We start from the raw sequence: 18,315 nt of genomic DNA, 5'->3' as shown, positions 1-18,315 counted from the left end.
GCAGATCGGCGGAGGTGCTCCGCCGGGGGCGATGTCAGCGCGTAGCGGCAGGCAGGTCGACCTGCTCCACGACAGCACCGTCCGTCACCGGGTAGACCGGGTACTCCACGCCCGAGAGGTACTGGACGGTACGCACCACCTGGCAGGAGTAGCCGAACTCGTTGTCGTACCAGACGTAGAGGATGGCGGTGTCGCCGTCGACGATCGCAGCGTTCGCGTCGACGATGCACGCCGCGCGCGAACCGATGAAGTCGCTGGACACGGCGTCGGTGGCAGCCGTGTAGTCGAGGTTCCGGCTCAGCGCACCGGTGAGCGACTCCTGGCGGAGGTGCTCGAGCACCTCTTCCTTGGTGGTCTCACGGTTCAGCTGCAGGTGCAGGATGGCGACGGACACATCCGGCGTGGGGACGCGGATCGAGTTGCCGGTGATCTTGGCCTTGAGCTCGGGCAGGGCCTTCGCGACCGCCGAAGCGGCACCGGTCTCGGTGAGCACCAGGTTGAACGGCGCGGAACGGCCACGGCGGTCGGCCTTGTGGTAGTTGTCCAGCAGGTTCTGGTCGTTGGTGAACGAGTGCACGGTCTCGACGTGGCCGCGGAGGACGCCGAACTTGTCGTCCATGGTCTTCAGCGGCGGGACGATGGCGTTGGTGGTGCAGGACGCACACGAGACGATCTTCTCGTCCGGGTCGATGCTGCGGTGGTTGACACCGTGCACGATGTTGGGCAGGTCGCCCTTGCCCGGTGCGGTGAGCACCACCTTGGCGATACCGGGGCGGAGGTGCTTCGACAGCCCGTCACGGTCGCGCCAGATCCCGGTGTTGTCGATCAGGATGGCGTTGTCGATGCCGTACTCGGTGTAGTCGACGCTCGCCGGATCGTTGCTGTAGATGAACTTGATGACGTTGCCGTTGGCGATCAGGGTGTTGTTCTCGGTGTCGACCTTGATCGTGCCGTTGAACTGCCCGTGGACGGAGTCGCGGCGCAGCAGCGAGGCGCGCTTGGTCAGGTCGTCACCGCCACCCTTGCGGACCACCACGGCGCGCAGGTTCAGGCCGTTGCCCGAGCCGGCCTTCTCGATGAGCAGACGGGCGACGAGGCGACCGATCCGCCCGAACCCGTACAGGACCACGTCCTGCGGCTTCGGAGTGTGCGTCTGGCCGCCACCGACCAGGTCGGCGAGGCTCTCGGCGACGAACTCGGGGATCGGTCGTCCGGCGCCCTCGGCGTGGTACGCCGTCACCAGGAGGCCGAGGTCGATCTTCGACGGCCGCAGGTCGAGGTCGGTCAGCGCCTCGAGGAACGGGAAGGTCTCCTCGACGGACAGCTCGTCACCGCGGATCTGCCGCGCGAAACGATGGGTCCGCAGAATGTCGATGACCGACTTGTTCACGAGGGAGCGGCTGTGAAGCAAGATCGTGACCGAGTGCCGGCGGTGCAGGCCGCCGATGATCGGGATCATTGCTTCCGCAAGAGCCTCTTCGGAGTTCCAATGTGCCAATTCCGGGGTGCTCACTGCGCTCCTCTGCCTTTCCGGCTCGTCCCACCCGTCACAGGTTGGGTGTCACCCGGACGAGACGCACGTCACTCACCGGTCAGCGTTCTGAATCGGTGGACCAGTTCGCGACCGACGCCGATTTCGGCGTGCGCAGCACAAGCATAAGAGAGAGCTTTTTCAGGCCGACGCTGGGTAGCCGAAACCGACCCGCACGGGCCTGGTCGTCTCACGGGAAAGTCGGCCACGGAGAGCCCGCTGCCGTTCGACGCCCCCAAGTATCCGCGGGGCCGTCAGTCATCCGCTGCGACGATCGTCGGGGAGGATGACTGAGCCCGCCGCGGATACCTGAGGCCCATCCGAAGAGAGAGGAAGCGTCGCCCGCCGGATCAGCCTCGCGCCATGTCCACGAACCGCGACAGGTGCAGCTGGTGCGCGACCGTGATCGTGGCCGTCGGACCGTTACGGTGCTTGCCCACGATGAGGTCCGCCTCGCCGCCACGCGGGTCGTCGCGTTCGAACGCGTCGGGGCGGTGCAGCAGGATCACCATGTCGGCGTCCTGCTCGAGCGATCCGGACTCACGAAGGTCCGAGACCTGCGGCTTCTTGTCGGTTCGCTGCTCGGGGCCACGGTTGAGCTGACACACCGCGACGACCGGAACCTCGAGTTCCTTCGCGAGAAGCTTGAGGCTACGCGAGAATTCGGAGACTTCCTGCTGACGCGACTCGACCTTCTTGCCGGACGACATCAGCTGCAGGTAGTCGATGACGATGAGTCGGATGTCGTGCTTCTGCTTGAGCCGCCGCGCCTTTGCGCGGATCTCCATCATCGTCAGGTTGGGGGAGTCGTCGATGAACAGCGGGGCCTCGCTGATCTCGCTCATGCGGCGGGCCAGGCGCGTCCAGTCGTCGTCGGTCATGCGGCCGGACCGCATGTCGCCGAGCTTGATTTTCGCCTCGGCGGAGAGCAGACGCATGACGATCTCCGTCTTGCCCATCTCCAGGGAGAAGATGACCGACGCCATGCCGTGCTTGATCGAGCACGAGCGCATGAAGTCCATGCTGAGCGTCGAATTGTGGGTGGGGACCATCGACCGGCCCGCCAGGTACAGGTGCTCGCCGTCGACCTCGACGCACCGCACCGGCACCGACGCGACGGGTCGCACCGCGACGATGCGGCGTTCCTGTGCGACGGCGCGACGATTCTCCTTGTGCTGCAGGGCCTTGCTGGGCAGCACGAACACGTCGTCGTCGGCGAGGAAGGACACCGAGCCGGAGGCGAGGGTGCGGGTGTAGCCGAGGCCGGCGAGCAGTTCGGCGACGTCCTCGAGCAGACGCGGGCATTCGCTCTCGAATCGGACGGTGCCGTCGTCGTCGACGGTGGCCCCGGCGTCGAGGACTCCGGCGAGCAGGTCGCGACGCTGCCGTTCCGAGGCACGCAGATAGGCCTCGGGGATGTGGGCGCCGAGCGTCATCAGCTCCTCGGCGAAGTCGCCGTCACCCTCCATCCGCATGTGCAGGTCCGGGTCCTCGGACGGCCCACCGAGCCACGCGCCGAGCGTGAACGGCGCGACCGGCAGGTCCGCGGCGGGCAACTGCAGCGCCGCGCTGTTGGCGACGATGTGCCCCTGGTCGACTGTCGCGGCCAGCTCGCCGGTGGTGCGGATCCCCGCGACCGTGCGCCACTGGTGCTGTTCGTCGGCGACGACGACGGTGCCGTCGGAGAATTCGATCTCGTAGCAGGGGCGTCCGGTCATGACCGGCGTCGCGGCAACGACGCGTGTCGGGGCGCCGTGGGCGTCGAGCAGCAGATCGCCCACCGCGACCTCGCCCATCGTGATCCACCCGGTGGGGGTGGGCAGGGGAGTGTCGAGCGCGAGAGCCTTACCGACACCGGGGCGCGCGGCGACGATGATCATCTGACCGGCGTGCAGGCCGTTGGTGAGTTCGTCGAGCTCGGCGAAACCGGTGGGGACACCGAGGGAGATGCCGCCGCGGCTGGCGATGGAGTCGATCTCGTCCATCGTCGGCTGCAGCAGTTCCTCGAGGGGAACGAAGTCCTCGGTGGTACGACGCTCGGCGACGTCGAAGATCTCGGCCTGGGCGCGGTCGACGACCTCGGCGACGTCCTGGCCTTCGGCGCCGGCGTAGCCGTACTGGACGATGCGGGTGCCCGCCTCGACGAGGCGGCGCAGCACGGCCTTCTCGGCGACGATCTCGGCGTAGTAGCCGGCGTTGGCGGCAGTGGGCACCGTCTGGGTCAGCGTCACCAGATAGGCGGCGCCGCCGATGCGCTTGAGTTCGCCGCGGCGGTCCAGTTCGGCGGACACGGTGACCGGGTCGGCCGGTTCACCGCGGCTGTAGAGGTCGAGGATCGAGTCGTAGACGACCTGGTGGGCCGGCCGGTAGAAGTCGCCGGGACGCAGCACCTCGAGGACGTCGGCGATGGCGTCCTTGCTGAGCAGCATGCCGCCGAGTACCGACTGCTCCGCGACCATGTCCTGCGGAGGCTGCCGACCGAAGTCGCCGCCCGGTTCTTCCGGGGGTTCGTTGTAGTCGGAATGGCCTCGATCGTCCACAACAGCCACGCGATGCCATCCTTCCCCATCCGCGTTCCACGTTCGGTAGGGCGTGGTCGACGCGTATGTCCGTACACACGTTCTACTCGCCCCCACCGACATTCAGCGTGCAGGCGCGCTCGACGTTAGGGAGTCCGGCGCGCCGATCCAAATCGGGTTGTGCACATATCTGTGGATGAATTGTGGAAAGGGGAGGACACGCTTGTGCACCTCCTGTGGAAAAACTGGGGACAACGCATCTCACACTTGGGATACACCCAGGTCAGCTGCCCAAAATCGCTTTTCACAGCTGTGCACAACGACGATTTCGGCGTGTCGCACACCGGGCGTGTTCGCTGCTTCGTTCCGGAAACGATATGCCGTAGGTCACATCGAAGCCCGTCTATCCACAGGCTTGTGGATAGACGGCGAAGAGCCCCACGCACCAAGTGCGTGGGGCTCTTCGGGAGCCGGAATCAGGCGCCGACGACGTTCAGGGTGAACTTCGCGGTGACGTCCGGGTGCAGCTTCACGACGACGGCGTGCTTGCCGGTCGCCTTGATGTGAGCCTTGGGCAGCTCGATGATGCGCTTGTCGACGACCGGGCCACCGGCAGCCTTGATGGCACCGGCAACGTCGGCGGCGGTGACCGAGCCGAACAGCTTGCCCGAGTCGCCGGCGGTCTTGACGCTCAGCGAGACGCTCTCGAGACCCTCGATGGTCTCCTTGAGCTCCTTGGCGTGATCCAGGCCGCGCACAGCGCGCGCTTCCTGGGCACGACGGATGCCCTCGACCTGCTTCTGGGCGCCACGGGTGGCGACGATCGCCAGGCCGCGGGGCAGCAGGTAGTTGCGGCCGTAGCCGTCCTTGACCTCGACGGTGTCGCCAGGCGCACCGAGGTTGTCCACGTCAGCAGTCAGAATGAGCTTCATCGGTTCCTCCCTTTCCTCAGCGAGCCGTCGAAACGTAAGGAAGCAGGGCGACCTCACGAGAGTTCTTCACAGCAACAGCGATGTCACGCTGGTGCTGCACGCAGTTGCCGGTGACGCGGCGAGCGCGGATCTTGCCGCGGTCGCTGACGTACTTACGCAGCAGCGTCGTGTCCTTGTAGTCGATCTGCACGTTCTTTTCCTTGCAGAAGGTGCAGACCTTCTTCTTCAAAACCTTGTCGCGCGCAGGCGCCTTAGGCATGGTCTTTCTCCGTATTTCTGGATGTTCCGATCGAGGTCGGATCAGAACGGGGGCTCGTCGTCCCCGGGACCACCGAACGAGCCGGCCTGCGGAGCGCTGCCCCACGGGTCGTCGCCACCGGTGCTCGCGCCGGCGCTTGCGCGCCCGCCGCCCGATCCTGCGGAGGAACCACCACCGAAGCCACCGCCGCCGCCACCACGGCCGGCCTTGGTGACCTTGGCCGTCGCGTAGCGGAGCGAGGGGCCGATCTCGTCGACCTCGAGCTCCACGACAGTGCGCTTCTCGCCTTCACGCGTCTCGTAGCTGCGCTGCTTGAGCCGGCCCTGCACGATCACGCGCGAGCCACGGGTCAAGCTCTCGGCCACGTTCTCCGCTGCCTCACGCCAGATGTTGCAGCGCAGGAACAGAGCCTCGCCGTCCTTCCATTCGTTGGACTGACGGTCGAACACGCGGGGCGTGGACGCGACGGTGAAGTTCGCGACCGCGGCACCCGCCGGGGTGAAACGCAGTTCGGGGTCGGCGGTCAGATTGCCGACCACGGTGATGACGGTGTCGCCTGCCATGTGGTTCCTCCTGCTGTGTGTGGAGTCCTGATGCGCCCGAGCCTACGGTCAGGCGCCGACAGGATCACTTGTCGTTGCGCAGAACCTTGGTGCGGAGCACCGACTCGTTCAGGCCGAGCTGGCGATCCAGCTCCGCAACGGCAGCAGGCGTCGCGCTGATGTCGATCACCGCGTAGATGCCTTCGCTGTTCTTGGCGATCTCGTATGCGAGACGACGCTTACCCCACACGTCGACCTTGTCGACCTTGCCGCCTTCCTGGCGGATCACGTTGAGGAACGTCTCCAGCGAGGGAGCGACAGTGCGCTCATCCAGGCTGGGGTCCAGGATGATCATCAATTCGTAATGACGCATAAGACCTCATCACCTCCCATGGACTGTGAACGGTCACGGACGATCCGTGACAGGAGGGTCGTTGCGTCAGCAACCCAAGAAGGGTACATGACCACGCCCTGACCAGCGAAATTCACCTAGGGTGAGGAACATGCGCACGAGCACCCGGATCCCCGCGCTCGTCGCCGTCCTGCTGTGCGCGGTCACGCTCGTCCTCGGCTACCTCAACAAGGCACGTTGCGCCGGACCGCGTTTCGACGAGCTCGGCCGCACTTTGCGGTTCGAATCGGTCAAGGATGCCGACGTCTGTTACTCCGACATCCAGCAACTGTGGATCGGACGGGACATCAACCTGCATCGCTTCCCGTTCCTCGACGGCGACATCACCGCCGCCGGCCACCTCGTCGGCGGCACCGTCGAATATCCCGTGCTCAGCGGTGTGCTGATGTGGCTCGGGGCCGTCCCCGCCCACACCGATGCGGAATTCCTTTTCTGGTCGGCGATGCTGCTGGCACCGTTCGGTCTGCTCACCGCGTGGATGCTGGGACGGCTCGCCGGCTGGGCCGCGCTGCTCTGGTCGGCGACGCCCCCGCTGGTGCTGTACGCGTTCCACAACTGGGACCTGCCCGTCGTCGCGACGACGGTGGGCGCGATCGCGATCGTCACCACACGACGCTGGTCGCTGCGTACCCGCGGGGTGATCGCCGCGGTGCTGCTCGGCATCGGCTTCTGCCTGAAGCTCTATCCGGGGATCTTCCTGCTGACACTCGTCGCCTATGTCCTGACCCGTGGTGACCGCACCGATCGGGACCCGGCCGACCGCACCGGAGCGGCTGCTCGCTTCGATGTGCGCGGCGCCGCGGCGGTGGTGGCCGCGGGTGCCGCGACCGTCGTCGCCGTCAACCTGCCGTTCGCGCTGCTCGGCTACCCGGGCTGGCGCGCGTCCTTCGAGTTCCAGAGCAACCGCGCCGCCGATGCGACGAGCAACTCGATCTGGTTCTGGGGACTGCGCCCGCTGCTGGGCGGCTACGAGGGCACCGAGGTCACCCCCGCCTACAACGGTCTCGTCTCCGTCCTGTCGCCGTTGCTGATCTGCGCGTCCTTCGCGGTGGCCCTGGCGATCGGCTGGCGTCGCTACCGGCGCGAGGGCACGTACCCGTGGATCGCGACCGGTGCGGCGATGTTGTGCGGGTTCCTGTTGCTGCACAAGGTGCACTCCCCGCAGTACACGCTGTGGTTGCTGCCCCTGCTGGTGCTCGTGCGTGTCCGGTGGTCGCTCGTCGCCGCGTACCTCGCCGCCGACGTCGCGATCGGCGTCGGCGTCTTCCTCTGGTTCGCGGCCACCGCCGGTCAGCGCGACATGACCACGGCGATGCTGCTCACCCAGGTGGGCGTGTGGGGACGCGCGATCCTGCTGGTCGTACTCTTCGTCGTGTTCGCGCGCGCACCGCTGCGGATGCGCGCCCCCGCCCCGGCTCCCGAAAGGACCAGGCAGATGACGACCGCTGGATGTGCCCGATGAGCGAATCCTGGCATCGGCAACCCACTCTGGAAGGCACCCGCGTCCGCCTCGAGCCGCTCACCATGGAGCATGCACCGGGACTGCTGGCCGCCGTCGACGACGCCGAGGCGATCTTCCGGTGGACGTCGGTGATCATCGAGGAACTCGCCGACGCCGAAGCGTTCGTGCGCGCCGCGCTCGACGACCCCGACCGCCTGCCGTACGCGATCGTCGACACCCGCACGAACGCGGTCGTGGGTACCACCTCCTACTACGGGATCGACCCCGCCCACCGGAAGCTCGTCATCGGCTACACGTGGCTGTCGCGCGCGGCCCAGGGCACCGGCGTCAATGCGGAATCGAAACTGCTGTTGCTCCGCCGCGCCTTCGAGGAACTCGGCGCGGTTCGCGTCGAATGGCACACCGACGAACGCAACGCGCACTCGCGCGGGGCGATCGCCAAACTCGGTGCCGAATTCGAGGGGCTGCTGCGCAAGCACCGGCGCCGGCGCGACGGAAGCTGGCGGACCACCGCGCTGTTCGCGATGACGGACGACGACTGGCCGCTCGCCCGCGCCCGCCTCGAGGCGCGGGTCGCCGACAGTTCCGCACAACCCTGAGAACCCCGACGAGGACACGACCGTGCAGGCCGCGCTGAGCAGGCTCGCCGCCCCCGCCGGGGTGGCGGCCCTGTCCGCGTGCGTGTGCGCCGCCGTGGTGTGGGCCGACCCCACCACGCCGGGCGGACCGATCCCGCCGTGCCCCACCCGCGCGCTGTTCGGACTCTGGTGCCCGGGCTGCGGGTCGTCCCGCATGCTGTATTCGCTTCTGCATCTCGACGTTCCGTCGGCGCTGCGGTACAACGCCGTCGGTGTACTCGCGGTGCTGGTTCTGCTGTGGTCGTTCGCGGTGTGGACCGTCGGACGCGCCCGCGACCGGCACTACCCCCAGTGGTACCGGTGGCGGCGCGCCCCGCAGATCGTGTTGGCGATCGTCGTGTGCTGGTTCGTGATTCGCAACATCCCCGCGGAACCGTTCTCGTCCCTCCGGATATGATCACCGGCCGGCGCAGGGATTCCGGTAGGGGACTCCGAGAAGGAACCGTTCCCGCTCCTCCTCGGTGATCGCGGATCCGGCGTTCTCACACACCCGGTCCGTCGCGGCCTCGGTGTAGGTGTCGGTGGTCCACAGTCGCACCAGCCGGTCCGGTCCATCCCCGGCAAGGATCTCGTCGCCGTGCGCCCACGTGGCACGGGCTCTGCAGGACGGTCTGACGACGCTCGACGAGTGGTAGCCGGCTTACAACTCGTCGAGGGTGACAAGGCCGTCCTGCAGGGCCCGCGCGGTGAGCGCGGCCTTGGTACCGGCATTCCGGCCCACCGCGGCGTATTTCTCCCGAATCCGGGCCAGATGCGTGTTGACGGTGGCGGCGGAGATGAACAACTCGGCGGCGACCTCGGTCTTCGAATCGGATCGGAGCCAGCCGCGGAGAACCTCGATTTCACGAGGGGACAGCGCCGGGCGGGTCGGTTCGGGGTTTACGGCAGCAACCGACCACGAAATATCAGCTGACACGGGATCCTCCTCGATCGGCCCACCGCCGCAGGTCCCCCGACCTTTCCGAAAACGATCTTCGGGATAATAACGGTTATGGGCCGACGAGGCCGTCCGACGACTGCAAGGAATCGTCACAGAGCGCAAATGTAACGTCGCGCCGGCCTCATGCCACGCGGAAGGACTGCAAGGCCGCGTGCTGTTCCAACCGGACCCGGCCGGGGCTGATGCTCAGCACCGCCGCGGTCTGTTCGGGATCCAGCCCGACGATCGTGCGCAGAATCAGCACTTCCCGGCGCAGCTGCACCGCCGTGTCCGTGGATACCGAATCGACGGCAGCGGACGCGATCTCGTAGACGAGCGTCGCGAAGTTCCGATTCGCGCCCGTGGGGGAGGAAAGTTCGGCGAGCACGGTCCGGCATGCGTCGAGAGCGATACGGTCGGCTTCGACGAAGGGGATACCACCGTCGTGGGCCCGGGCGCGGCAATAGCCCGACACCCGCGGGTGCAGAACACGCAACAAGGCCGGGATCGCGGACGAGTCGCCGCGGGCGACAGCCCACGCGAGTTCACACGGAACCGATCCGGTCGTCGCCTGCCCCGACGAGCCGCGGTGATTCACAGCCACAGCGCCTCCTCACGTCCCCGTCGAGATTAGGTCGAGGCACCGACAATCCGCGTCGTCCCTTCGGATGACTTCGTGGGTGATTCGCGCCTGTCCCGGGGGCGCAGCACCCCCGGCCACCAGCGCGGGAAGGCGTCCGGGGCCTGATCGACGACCCCACCGATCGGGTCGTCGACGAACCCGTAACGCACGAGATCCTCGGTGGGTCTCCGGATCTGCCGGATCACCGCGGCACACAGCGCCAGCACCGCCACGTCCCGGATCAGGACGGTGACCGTGAACCACTGTTCGGGCAGTCCCTTCTCCGCAGGACCGAGGTAGTAGTACATGCGCGGAACCCACACGAGCGCATCGATCGTCATCCACGCGAGCAACGCCCGGCGATGAGGCAGCGCGAGCACCGCGAGCGGCACCAGCCACAGCGAATACTGCGGACTCCACACCTTGTTGGTGAGCAGGAACGCCGCGACCACGAGGAAACACAACTGGGCCAGCCGCGGCCGGCGCGCGGCGGTAAGGGCGAGCCACGCGATCGCCGCGCACGCGGCCGCGAACAACAGCAACGACATCATGTTCGACGTCGCCGGATCCCACCCGGACCACGTGGTGAGGGAACGCACCACGTTGTAGATCGAATCGGGATCGACGCCGCGTTCGGTGTTGAGACGGAAGAACTCGGCCCATCCGCGCGGGAACAGCAGCAGGATCGGCAGGTTCACGGCCAGCCACGCCGCCGCGGCCGCTGCCGCGGTCCGGCCGAAGGCGCGCATCTTGCCCGCGCGCAGACACAGCAGGAACAGCGGACCCAGCAGCAGCAGCGGATACAGCTTCGTGGCGCCGCCGAGTCCGAGGAGAACGCCGGCCAGGACCGGCCGGCGTCGCGCCCAGGCGAGCAGACCACCGGCAGCGCACGCGGTGGCGAGTGCGTCGAAGTTGGTGAACGCGTGCACGATCACCAGCGGGGACGCCGCGACGAGCGCGGCATCCCAGATCCGGCGGCCGGCGGACAGCGCGGTCGCCCACACCGTCACGAGCCACGCCATCGCCGAGCCGAGTGCGACAACGTTGAAGTAGATGGCCACCTGCAGGCCGCCGGGCAGCCACGACGCGGAATCCCAGGCCTTCGCGATCCGCATCGACAGGTACTGGTACAGCCCGGCGACCACCGGGTATTCCATGTAGCGGACCTGGGTGCCGCCGTCCGGTGCGGGTTCCTCCCACGACGTCGCGTACGGGAACGCGCCTTCGTTGAGGCGTTCGGCGCCGTACAACGGCACCACGTCCGAGTAGCACATCGCGACGTACTGGCGGTTGCCACGCCAGTCGAGTCCCAGTTCACCGTTCGGCCCGATCGGCGCCTGCTGGATGCAGGCGGCCTTGGTGAACCAGCCGAAGGACAGGAACACCACGGCCAGGAGCAGCAGCACCCGCAGGGGGGTGAAGAAACGGGTGCGGCCGAGCAGGGCGTACCGGCCGACCGGCCCACCGATGGCGGTGGACAGGCGCGACACCATCGGATCGTTCCATCCGGGGGTGTCGCGCCAGTCCGCCGAGCGGAGGTCGGGTGCGAGCGGTGCCGGCGACACGACCCTCGTCTTCACGCCCGCCGGCCTGCCGGTCGCCTCCTTGTCGCTCACGGAGGCGAGGTTACCTGCCGGGTACTGCTCCGCCGGGTTGCTGCTGACCGGCCTGTCCGCCCGGATCCGGAACCGATTCCTCCACGGACGGTTCCGTTCCCTGCTCGTCGCCCGAATCCTCCTCGGTTCCGAAACCGGGGGAGTCCTCTTCCGGGGTCGTCTCCGTTTCCCGGCCGGGCCGCTGCGGGGTGGTGGTGGGCTGTTGCTGCGCCACCCCCGGCAGCTGAATGGTCACGCCCGGCAGGATCTCGACGTCGCGCGTCGTGATCTCGGGGATCTCCGGCAACGCCGGAATCGTGCGGCTCGTCTCCGGGGCCTTGGTGGTCGTCGGCACAGCGGTGACCTCGGCGGTGAAGGAGGGCACACCGGACACGCCGGCGATGGCGCCCGGAGTCGGGAACTTCTCGACGTCCGTGCCGTCGAGGGCACCGTCCATCGTCGCCTTCCAGATGTCGGACGGCAGACCGGAACCGTAGATCATGCCTCCCCAGCTGTTCTCGAGCGGAAGGCCCTGTTCGGTGCCGACCCACACCGCCGTCGACAACGACGGGGTGTACCCGACCATCCAGGCGTCCTTGTTGGAACCGGTGTCACCGAGCTGCGCGGTGCCCGTCTTCGCCGCCGACGGACGTCCGCCCGCGAGAGCGTGCCCGTTGGAGTACGCGGCGATCGGCTGCATGGCGGCGGTGGTGTTGTCGGCGACCGCGTCGTCGACGACCTTCTCACCGGTGGGTGAACCGCGGTCGAGCAGCACGCTGCCGTCGGCGGTGACGACCTTCTGCACGAAGTACGGCTGGTGGTAGGTGCCGGACGCGGCAAGGGTCGCGTATGCGGAGGCCATGTCGAGGACACGGGACTGGTACTGGCCGAGGACGATGCCGTAGTTCGGTCCGGCGCCGTCCGGTTCCGTGAGGGTTTCCCCGACACCGGGGATCTCCTTGGGGATGCCGAGCTTGTGCGCCATGTCCGCGATGGCCTGCGGACCGTTGTCCATCGACAGCATCATCCGGTAGAAGCTGGTGTTCAGCGACCGCTTCAACGCCTCGGCGATGGTGCACTGGCCGCACTGTTCACCCTCGACGTTGCCGATCTTGATGCCGTTCACGGTGAGCGGCCCGCTGTCGTATGTCGTCGACAGGGGCTTGCCCTGCTCCAGGTTCGCGGCCAGGCCGAACACCTTGAACGACGAACCGGTCTGCAGGCCGGACTGAGCGAAGTCGAACCCGATGCCGCTCTCGCCGCCGTAGTACGCGCGGACGGCACCGGTGCGCGGGTCGACGGACACTACGGCGGTGCGCAGTTCCTCCGGTTCGCCCTCCATCGTCGAGCGGACCGCGTCGAGCGCCGCTTCCTGTGCCTGCGGGTCGATGGTCGTGGTGATCTCGAGGCCCTCGGTGTTGAGGAGCTGCTCGTTGATGCCTTCCGCGGACAGCTCCTGCAGCACCTGGTTCTTCAGGAGTCCTTCGGGGCCCGAGGTTTCGTCGCCGTTGTCCAGTTCGGCGAGCGGCACGTACGCGGGGTACTTCATGCCGGCACGATCCTGGGCATTGAGGGTTCCGGCCGTCACCATGCCGTCGAGCACGTAGTTCCAGCGGGCCTCGGCACCCTCCGGGTTCTGCTCCGGGTCCAGCAGCGACGGCAGCTGGATCGACGACGCCAGCACCGCGCCTTCCTCGACGGTCAGCGCGCCGACCGGCTTGCCGAAGTAGGCGTTGGACGCCGCGGCGATGCCGTACGCACCGCGACCGAAGTAGATGGTGTTCAGATAGGCGGCGAGGATGTCGTCCTTCGACCACTGGTTGGCCATCTTCGACGACAGCACCAGCTCCTTCATCTTTCGGGTGAGCGTGCGCTCCGACCCGACGAGGGCGGTCTTGACGTACTGCTGGGTGATGGTCGAGCCACCACCCGCGCTCTCACGGCCGAGGATGTTGTCACGGGCCGCGCGCGCGAAGCCGGTGATCGAGAAGCCCGGGTTGGTGTAGAAGTCGCGGTCCTCGGCGGCGAGCACGGCGTTGCGGACGTGCTCGGGGATCTCGTCGAGCCGGACCTCGGTGCGGTTTCCTTCGGGCGGGATCACCTTCGTGATGACCGTCGAGCCGTCGGACGCGTAGATCGTGGCGACCTGATTGGTCTTGAGGTCGCCGGGCCTGGGCACGTCCTGGACGACGTAGGCGACCATGAACGTGAGAATCGGAATGATCAGGCCCAGCGCGACCGCCACGTAACCGATGCGCCGGACAGTGCGCCACCGGGACGACTTGCCGCCCTTACCGCCGCCGCTGCTACCGTCGCCGCCGCCGCGAGCGGTCGGAGGCGGAGTCGGCGGACGTCCACCCGGCGGAGTACCTGCGGGGCGTGACGGAGGCTGCCGGTTGGCGGCCACGGCCTGCCGGGCCTGGTCCTGCGGGATCCGTACGGTCGGGTCGGCCTGCGGCCGGGCCCCTTCCTGCGGGATCCGTACGGTCGGGTCGGCCTGCGGTCGGCCGCCGGCGAACTGCTGCGGACGCTGCTGCTGGGGCATGGGTCCGCTGCGCGGGTTCTGCTGGGGCATCGGTCCGCTACGCGGGTTCTGCTGCGGCATCGGTCCGCTGCGCGGGTTCTGCTGGGGCATGGGCCCGCTCCGTGGGGACTGCTGAGGCCCTTGCGGACGCTGAGGCCCCTGCGGATATCGGGGGCCCTGCGGCTGCTGCGGATTCCGGGGCATCGGGTTCCGCATCGGCGGCGGTCCCGGCGGGCCCCCGGCGCGCGGGCCGGGTTGCCCCGGCTGGCCCTGCTGACCCGGATGGGGCTGCGGAGGGTACGGCCGGCTCTGGCCGGGCTGCGGCGGCAGCGGCCGATCCTGGGCGGATCCCCCGACCGGTCCCGGTCCCGGGACCCGCTGCTGGCGCGGATCGGCAGGGCCGGTCCGGCGCGGCGGGGAGGACCGATCGACCTGTGGATCGTTGTCAGGGGAATTCACGTACTCATCTCCAACTGGTTGCGCGGACGCGGTACGACACGTCCTCGTTTCACGCCGGTGGGCACCCGACAACAACGTCGGGCCTCAACGGACAGCGTTACGTTCAGGCAGCGTTCGATCACGGGACCGGGCGTCCTCGTTCACTCGCTCGCGGTGCGACGGCTCTGCCCCGTCGACCGGCGTCGCGGCCGCGGCGGCGCAGGCTCGGCGCCGACGACATAGGACTGGACCAAATGGTTCCAACTGCAGGTGCGGCACACCTCGACCACGTGGACCGAGAACGCCTCCTGGCTGGCTGCCAGGCGGTCGAGTTCCTCGGTGGTGCGGGCGGACCCGGACACCTGGCCGAGTTTCTCGCCGAACACCCAGGAAACGAGTGTGAGCTGCTCTTTCCTGCAGATCGGGCAGACGACTTCGCTGCCCTTCCCGTGGAACTTCGCGGCACGCAGCAGGTAAGGACTGGCGTCGCAGACTTCCGCGACACCTCGTCGTCCCGAGTAGACCTCGGCGAGCAGCGACCGTCGCTGCAACGCGTAGTCCACCACCTGCCGCTGTGTTCGCACGCGTTCCAGAGTACGTGCGGGTCCTGTCGAAGTGGTCGGGGTGTGTGCTGCGTGACGGTTTCCCCGCGATCGTTCGGGACGAATTACTCTGCACCGGTGTCCACCCGACAGACGCCGCAGACCCGGGCCCGCGACATCGATCGCGTGAACACGTGTGCCCGGCTGGACCAGGCCTACGCCGACGGTCAGCTCGACGCATCCGAGCACCGCGAGTTCGTGGCCCGGGCCCAGTCCGCGAAGACACTGCGTGAACTCGCCGACCTGGTCCGCGACCTGCAACCACCGGTGGAATCCGTCGAGGTCGCCCCTCCCGCGGCCCCCTTGCGGCGTGGCCGGAAAACGGCCTGGGTCGTCGCGGCCGCAGCCGTCGCGGTCGCCGTTGCCGTCGTGGTGTCGAAGGGGAGCGATTCTCCCGAATCCGGATCGGCAGCGCCTGCGGGCGAGGTCGCGCCGGCCGACAGAGTCGCCGATCCCACAGGTCCGGCCGAATCGAACGCGGTCGAGCCCGTCGAACCGGTGCGCCCGCTGCAGCCCGGCGGTTTCCAGCGCGTCGTCGACAGCTACCGCGCGGGTTTCGGCGACACCATCGCGTACGAGGTCATCCTGTATCCGGAACGAGCGGCGGTGGGTCGTGCGCTGCCCGAGGCTCCCGACCGCATCGTGCCCTACACGTTCGAGGGTGACTGGGAGCGGACGAACGTGCCGGCGTCACCGCGTTTCCCCGGCTATCGCGATTTCGACGCCGCCTTGGTCGATGCCGCGGCCCTGGACGACCTGATCGCCCGGGCCCCGGGATTGCTGGGCGCGCCGGAGGGAATCGTCACCCACGTCATCGTCCGGGACGACGGCACGCCGACGACGAACATCTACGTCGACTACCGCAACGACCTCGGAAACGGGTATCTGAAGGCCGGTTTCGACGGATCCGTCCTGCGCGAATACCGCTGACTCCGCGGCCGGCGCGACCGCTCGATCTGTGCGACGACCGCGGCGCCAACCGTGTTGCCGCACGCCTCGAACAGGCCGGTCCACCGGCGCATGTGGCAAACCTATCGGCGCGGAGTATCGTCGTATATATCGGTGCGATATAGTTCCGCGTCGTATCAAGTCGGTTTTGTCGGATCGGGAGAGTCGAGGAGGTAACCCCTGTGCTCGAACTGGCAATCCTCGGGCTGCTTCTCGAGTCCCCGATGCACGGTTACGAGCTACGCAAACGTCTGACCGGACTACTGGGCGCCTTCCGCGCCTTCTCCTACGGTTCCCTCTATCCGACGCTGCGCCGCATGCAGGCGGACGGCCTCATCGAGGAGGACTCCGGAGTTCCCGGCACCGTCAGGCGGGCCCGTCGCGTGTACCAATTGACGGACGCCGGTCGGGAACGTTTCACCGAACTGGTTGCCGACACGGGACCGCAGAACTACACCGACGACGGATTCGGCGTGCACCTCGCCTTCTTCAGCCGCACTCCCGCCGAAGCGCGGATGCGGATTCTCGAGGGCAGGCGCCGCCAGGTCGAGGAGCGCAGAGAAGGGCTCCGCGACGCAATCGGACGGGCAAGCGGCACTCTCGACCGCTACACCCGTCAGCTCCACCAGCTCGGTCTCGAATCCAGCGAACGCGAAGTCCGCTGGCTCAACGAACTGATCGCCGCCGAGCAGTCGACAGCACCCAGCAAGAAAGAAGGAGAACCCGACCATGGGTGAGAACAACACCTCGGTGCGCGTGGCCATTGTGGGCGTGGGGAACTGTGCCTCGTCCCTGGTCCAGGGCGTGCAGTACTACAAGGACGCGGACGAGAGCTCCACCGTTCCCGGCCTGATGCATGTGAAGTTCGGTTCCTACCACGTGCGCGACGTCAAGTTCGTCGCCGCGTTCGACGTGGACGCCAAGAAGGTCGGTTTCGACCTGTCCGAGGCAATCCTGGCGTCGGAGAACAACACCATCAAGATCGCCGACGTCCCGCCGCTCGACGTCCCCGTCCAGCGCGGCCCCACCCTCGACGGCATCGGCAAGTACTACGCGCAGACCATCGAGCTGTCCGACGCCGAGCCCGTCGACGTCGTCCAGGCTCTCAAGGACGCGCAGGTGGATGTTCTCGTCTCCTACCTCCCGGTGGGCTCCGAGGAAGCCGACAAGTTCTACGCCCAGTGCGCCATCGACGCCGGGGTCGCGTTCGTCAACGCGCTGCCCGTGTTCATCGCTTCCGACCCGGAGTGGGCCGAGAAGTTCAAGGCGGCCGGTGTCCCGATCGTCGGTGACGACATCAAGAGCCAGGTCGGCGCGACCATCACCCACCGCGTGATGGCGAAGCTGTTCGAGGACCGCGGCGTCGTGCTGGATCGCACCTACCAGCTGAACGTCGGCGGCAACATGGACTTCAAGAACATGCTCGAGCGTGAGCGCCTGGAGTCGAAGAAGGTTTCCAAGACGCAGGCCGTGACCTCGAACCTCAACGGCCCGCTGGCCGGCAAGGTCCACGACCGCAACGTCCACATCGGCCCCTCGGACTACGTGGAGTGGCTCGACGACCGCAAGTGGGCGTACGTCCGCCTCGAGGGTCGCGCATTCGGTGACGCCCCGCTGAACCTCGAGTACAAGCTCGAGGTCTGGGACTCGCCGAACTCCGCCGGCATCATCATCGACGCCATCCGCGCCGCGAAGATCGCCAAGGACCGCGGCCTCGGTGGCCCGATCCTCCCGGCGTCGGCGTACCTGATGAAGTCCCCGCCGGTCCAGATGGCCGACGACAAGGCTCGCGCCGAGCTCGAGGCCTTCATCATCGAGGCCTGAGTTATCGAGGCCTGAGTTCGAATCTCACCCGACGGCGGTGGGTCGGTCCGGATTTCTCCGGGCGACCCACCGCCGTCGGCGTATGTAGGAAGATCCGGTCATGGACACCTGTTGGGCGGCACTGCAACTGATCGCACCCGCGTTCTGGCTCGGGTCGGTGTTCGCGATCTCGTTCCTCGAGGCGCCGTTGAAGTTCCGCGCGCCCGGCGTCACGATCCCGATCGGCCTGGGCATCGGGCGCCTGGTCTTCCGGGCGCTCAACCTCACCGAAGTGGTGGTCCTCGTGGTGCTGTGGATCGCGACCGTCGCCGCACCGACCGCCCCCGCCACGGCGATGTGGTGGCTGCTCGGGATCGCCACCGCGGTGCTGGTGATCCAGGTGGCCGGGGTGCGGCCGGCGCTGACGAAGCGGTCGGACCGGGTGCTGGAGGCCGGCACCGACCTGCCTCGTTCGAACGCCCACTATGTGTACGTCGCGCTGGAGGTGGTCAAGGTGGTTGCACTGGTTGCGTTGATCGCGGTGACCGCCGACGCGTTGCTGTCGTAAC

General features: G+C 67.7%; 19 protein-coding genes. 7 read left to right on the top strand and 12 right to left on the bottom strand.

What is annotated here, in order from left to right; all coding sequences use genetic code 11:
* Positions 1-34: 34 nt before the first annotated feature.
* From ACN675_RS04160 to rpsF, 6 genes are all read right to left on the bottom strand, one after another.
* Positions 35-1,513, bottom strand: coding sequence for a glyceraldehyde-3-phosphate dehydrogenase (locus ACN675_RS04160; RefSeq protein ID WP_420749650.1), 1,479 nt, complete (start codon positions 1,511-1,513; stop codon positions 35-37).
* A gap of 368 nt (positions 1,514-1,881) precedes the next feature.
* On the bottom strand, positions 1,882-4,080 hold the full coding sequence (dnaB, locus tag ACN675_RS04155; RefSeq protein ID WP_420749649.1) for a replicative DNA helicase: 2,199 nt from the start codon (positions 4,078-4,080) through the stop codon (positions 1,882-1,884).
* Positions 4,081-4,526: 446 nt separating this feature from the next.
* The gene (rplI, locus tag ACN675_RS04150) at positions 4,527-4,982 is read right to left on the bottom strand and encodes a 50S ribosomal protein L9 (protein ID WP_197250690.1); all 456 of its coding nucleotides are present in this window, start codon (positions 4,980-4,982) and stop codon (positions 4,527-4,529) included.
* Positions 4,983-4,998: 16 nt separating this feature from the next.
* On the bottom strand, positions 4,999-5,241 hold the full coding sequence (gene rpsR / locus ACN675_RS04145; RefSeq protein WP_197250689.1) for a 30S ribosomal protein S18: 243 nt from the start codon (positions 5,239-5,241) through the stop codon (positions 4,999-5,001).
* 41 nt (positions 5,242-5,282) lie between these two features.
* A complete protein-coding gene (locus tag ACN675_RS04140; protein ID WP_420749648.1) occupies positions 5,283-5,804 on the bottom strand; it encodes a single-stranded DNA-binding protein in 522 nt (173 codons plus the stop codon).
* A 64-nt stretch (positions 5,805-5,868) separates the two neighbouring features.
* Positions 5,869-6,156, bottom strand: coding sequence for a 30S ribosomal protein S6 (gene rpsF, locus ACN675_RS04135; RefSeq protein ID WP_068161222.1), 288 nt, complete (start codon positions 6,154-6,156; stop codon positions 5,869-5,871).
* 130 nt (positions 6,157-6,286) lie between these two features.
* On the opposite strand from rpsF, the gene ACN675_RS04130 reads away from it, so the two are divergent.
* The 3 genes from ACN675_RS04130 to ACN675_RS04120 are packed head-to-tail and all read left to right on the top strand — an operon-like array spanning position 6,287 to position 8,692.
* On the top strand, positions 6,287-7,657 hold the full coding sequence (locus ACN675_RS04130) for a hypothetical protein (RefSeq protein ID WP_420749647.1): 1,371 nt from the start codon (positions 6,287-6,289) through the stop codon (positions 7,655-7,657).
* Positions 7,654-8,256 carry a GNAT family N-acetyltransferase gene (locus tag ACN675_RS04125; RefSeq protein ID WP_420749646.1) on the top strand — a complete coding sequence of 201 codons (603 nt, stop codon included), beginning with the start codon at positions 7,654-7,656 and terminating at the stop codon, positions 8,254-8,256. The genes ACN675_RS04130 and ACN675_RS04125 overlap by 4 nt, the downstream gene beginning before the upstream one ends.
* A 22-nt stretch (positions 8,257-8,278) precedes the next feature.
* Positions 8,279-8,692 carry a DUF2752 domain-containing protein gene (locus tag ACN675_RS04120; RefSeq protein ID WP_420749645.1) on the top strand — a complete coding sequence of 138 codons (414 nt, stop codon included), beginning with the start codon at positions 8,279-8,281 and terminating at the stop codon, positions 8,690-8,692.
* Here ACN675_RS04120 and ACN675_RS04115 read toward each other — a convergent pair whose 3' ends face one another.
* The 6 genes from ACN675_RS04115 to ACN675_RS04090 form a co-directional block, all read right to left on the bottom strand.
* Positions 8,693-8,833, bottom strand: coding sequence for a hypothetical protein (locus ACN675_RS04115; RefSeq protein WP_420749644.1), 141 nt, complete (start codon positions 8,831-8,833; stop codon positions 8,693-8,695).
* Between the two features lie 102 nt (positions 8,834-8,935).
* A complete protein-coding gene (locus ACN675_RS04110; protein WP_420749643.1) occupies positions 8,936-9,211 on the bottom strand; it encodes a response regulator transcription factor in 276 nt (91 codons plus the stop codon).
* 145 nt (positions 9,212-9,356) lie between these two features.
* The gene (locus ACN675_RS04105) at positions 9,357-9,818 is read right to left on the bottom strand and encodes an RNA polymerase subunit sigma-24 (RefSeq protein WP_420749642.1); all 462 of its coding nucleotides are present in this window, start codon (positions 9,816-9,818) and stop codon (positions 9,357-9,359) included.
* Positions 9,819-9,844: 26 nt separating this feature from the next.
* The gene (locus tag ACN675_RS04100; protein ID WP_420749641.1) at positions 9,845-11,452 is read right to left on the bottom strand and encodes a glycosyltransferase family 87 protein; all 1,608 of its coding nucleotides are present in this window, start codon (positions 11,450-11,452) and stop codon (positions 9,845-9,847) included.
* A 10-nt stretch (positions 11,453-11,462) separates the two neighbouring features.
* Positions 11,463-14,066, bottom strand: a complete 2,604-nt coding sequence (locus ACN675_RS04095) for a transglycosylase domain-containing protein (RefSeq protein ID WP_420749640.1) — start codon at positions 14,064-14,066, stop codon at positions 11,463-11,465.
* A gap of 488 nt (positions 14,067-14,554) precedes the next feature.
* On the bottom strand, positions 14,555-14,977 hold the full coding sequence (locus ACN675_RS04090; RefSeq protein ID WP_420749639.1) for a DUF5318 family protein: 423 nt from the start codon (positions 14,975-14,977) through the stop codon (positions 14,555-14,557).
* Between the two features lie 96 nt (positions 14,978-15,073).
* Here ACN675_RS04090 and ACN675_RS04085 point away from each other — a divergent pair, with 96 nt between their 5' ends.
* From ACN675_RS04085 to ACN675_RS04070, 4 genes are all read left to right on the top strand, one after another.
* Positions 15,074-15,925, top strand: coding sequence for a DUF1707 SHOCT-like domain-containing protein (locus ACN675_RS04085; protein ID WP_420749638.1), 852 nt, complete (start codon positions 15,074-15,076; stop codon positions 15,923-15,925).
* Positions 15,926-16,125: 200 nt separating this feature from the next.
* On the top strand, positions 16,126-16,680 hold the full coding sequence (locus ACN675_RS04080; RefSeq protein ID WP_420749637.1) for a PadR family transcriptional regulator: 555 nt from the start codon (positions 16,126-16,128) through the stop codon (positions 16,678-16,680).
* Positions 16,673-17,767, top strand: coding sequence for an inositol-3-phosphate synthase (locus ACN675_RS04075; RefSeq protein WP_420749636.1), 1,095 nt, complete (start codon positions 16,673-16,675; stop codon positions 17,765-17,767). Before ACN675_RS04080 ends, ACN675_RS04075 begins: the two co-directional genes overlap by 8 nt.
* Positions 17,768-17,867: 100 nt before the next feature.
* On the top strand, positions 17,868-18,314 hold the full coding sequence (locus tag ACN675_RS04070) for a hypothetical protein (protein ID WP_420749635.1): 447 nt from the start codon (positions 17,868-17,870) through the stop codon (positions 18,312-18,314).
* Position 18,315 lies beyond the last annotated feature (1 nt).

This window comes from Rhodococcus sp. O3 (genome assembly GCF_048897285.1).
Classification (GTDB): Bacteria; Actinomycetota; Actinomycetes; order Mycobacteriales; family Mycobacteriaceae; genus Rhodococcus.
This window is presented reverse-complemented; position numbering and strand designations above follow the sequence as displayed.

Excerpts from the sequence above, each read along its gene's own strand:
- ACN675_RS04130 (WP_420749647.1), top strand. The coding sequence starts at position 6,287 with ATGCGCACGAGCACCCGGATCCCCGCGCTCGTCGCCGTCCTGCTGTGC.
- rpsF (WP_068161222.1), bottom strand. The coding sequence starts at position 6,156 with ATGCGTCATTACGAATTGATGATCATCCTGGACCCCAGCCTGGATGAG.
- ACN675_RS04125 (WP_420749646.1), top strand. The coding sequence starts at position 7,654 with ATGAGCGAATCCTGGCATCGGCAACCCACTCTGGAAGGCACCCGCGTC.
- rpsR (WP_197250689.1), bottom strand. The coding sequence starts at position 5,241 with ATGCCTAAGGCGCCTGCGCGCGACAAGGTTTTGAAGAAGAAGGTCTGC.
- ACN675_RS04070 (WP_420749635.1), top strand. The coding sequence starts at position 17,868 with ATGGACACCTGTTGGGCGGCACTGCAACTGATCGCACCCGCGTTCTGG.
- ACN675_RS04140 (WP_420749648.1), bottom strand. The coding sequence starts at position 5,804 with ATGGCAGGCGACACCGTCATCACCGTGGTCGGCAATCTGACCGCCGAC.
- rplI (WP_197250690.1), bottom strand. The coding sequence starts at position 4,982 with ATGAAGCTCATTCTGACTGCTGACGTGGACAACCTCGGTGCGCCTGGC.
- ACN675_RS04095 (WP_420749640.1), bottom strand. The coding sequence starts at position 14,066 with ATGCCCCAGCAGAACCCGCGCAGCGGACCGATGCCGCAGCAGAACCCG.
- ACN675_RS04075 (WP_420749636.1), top strand. The coding sequence starts at position 16,673 with ATGGGTGAGAACAACACCTCGGTGCGCGTGGCCATTGTGGGCGTGGGG.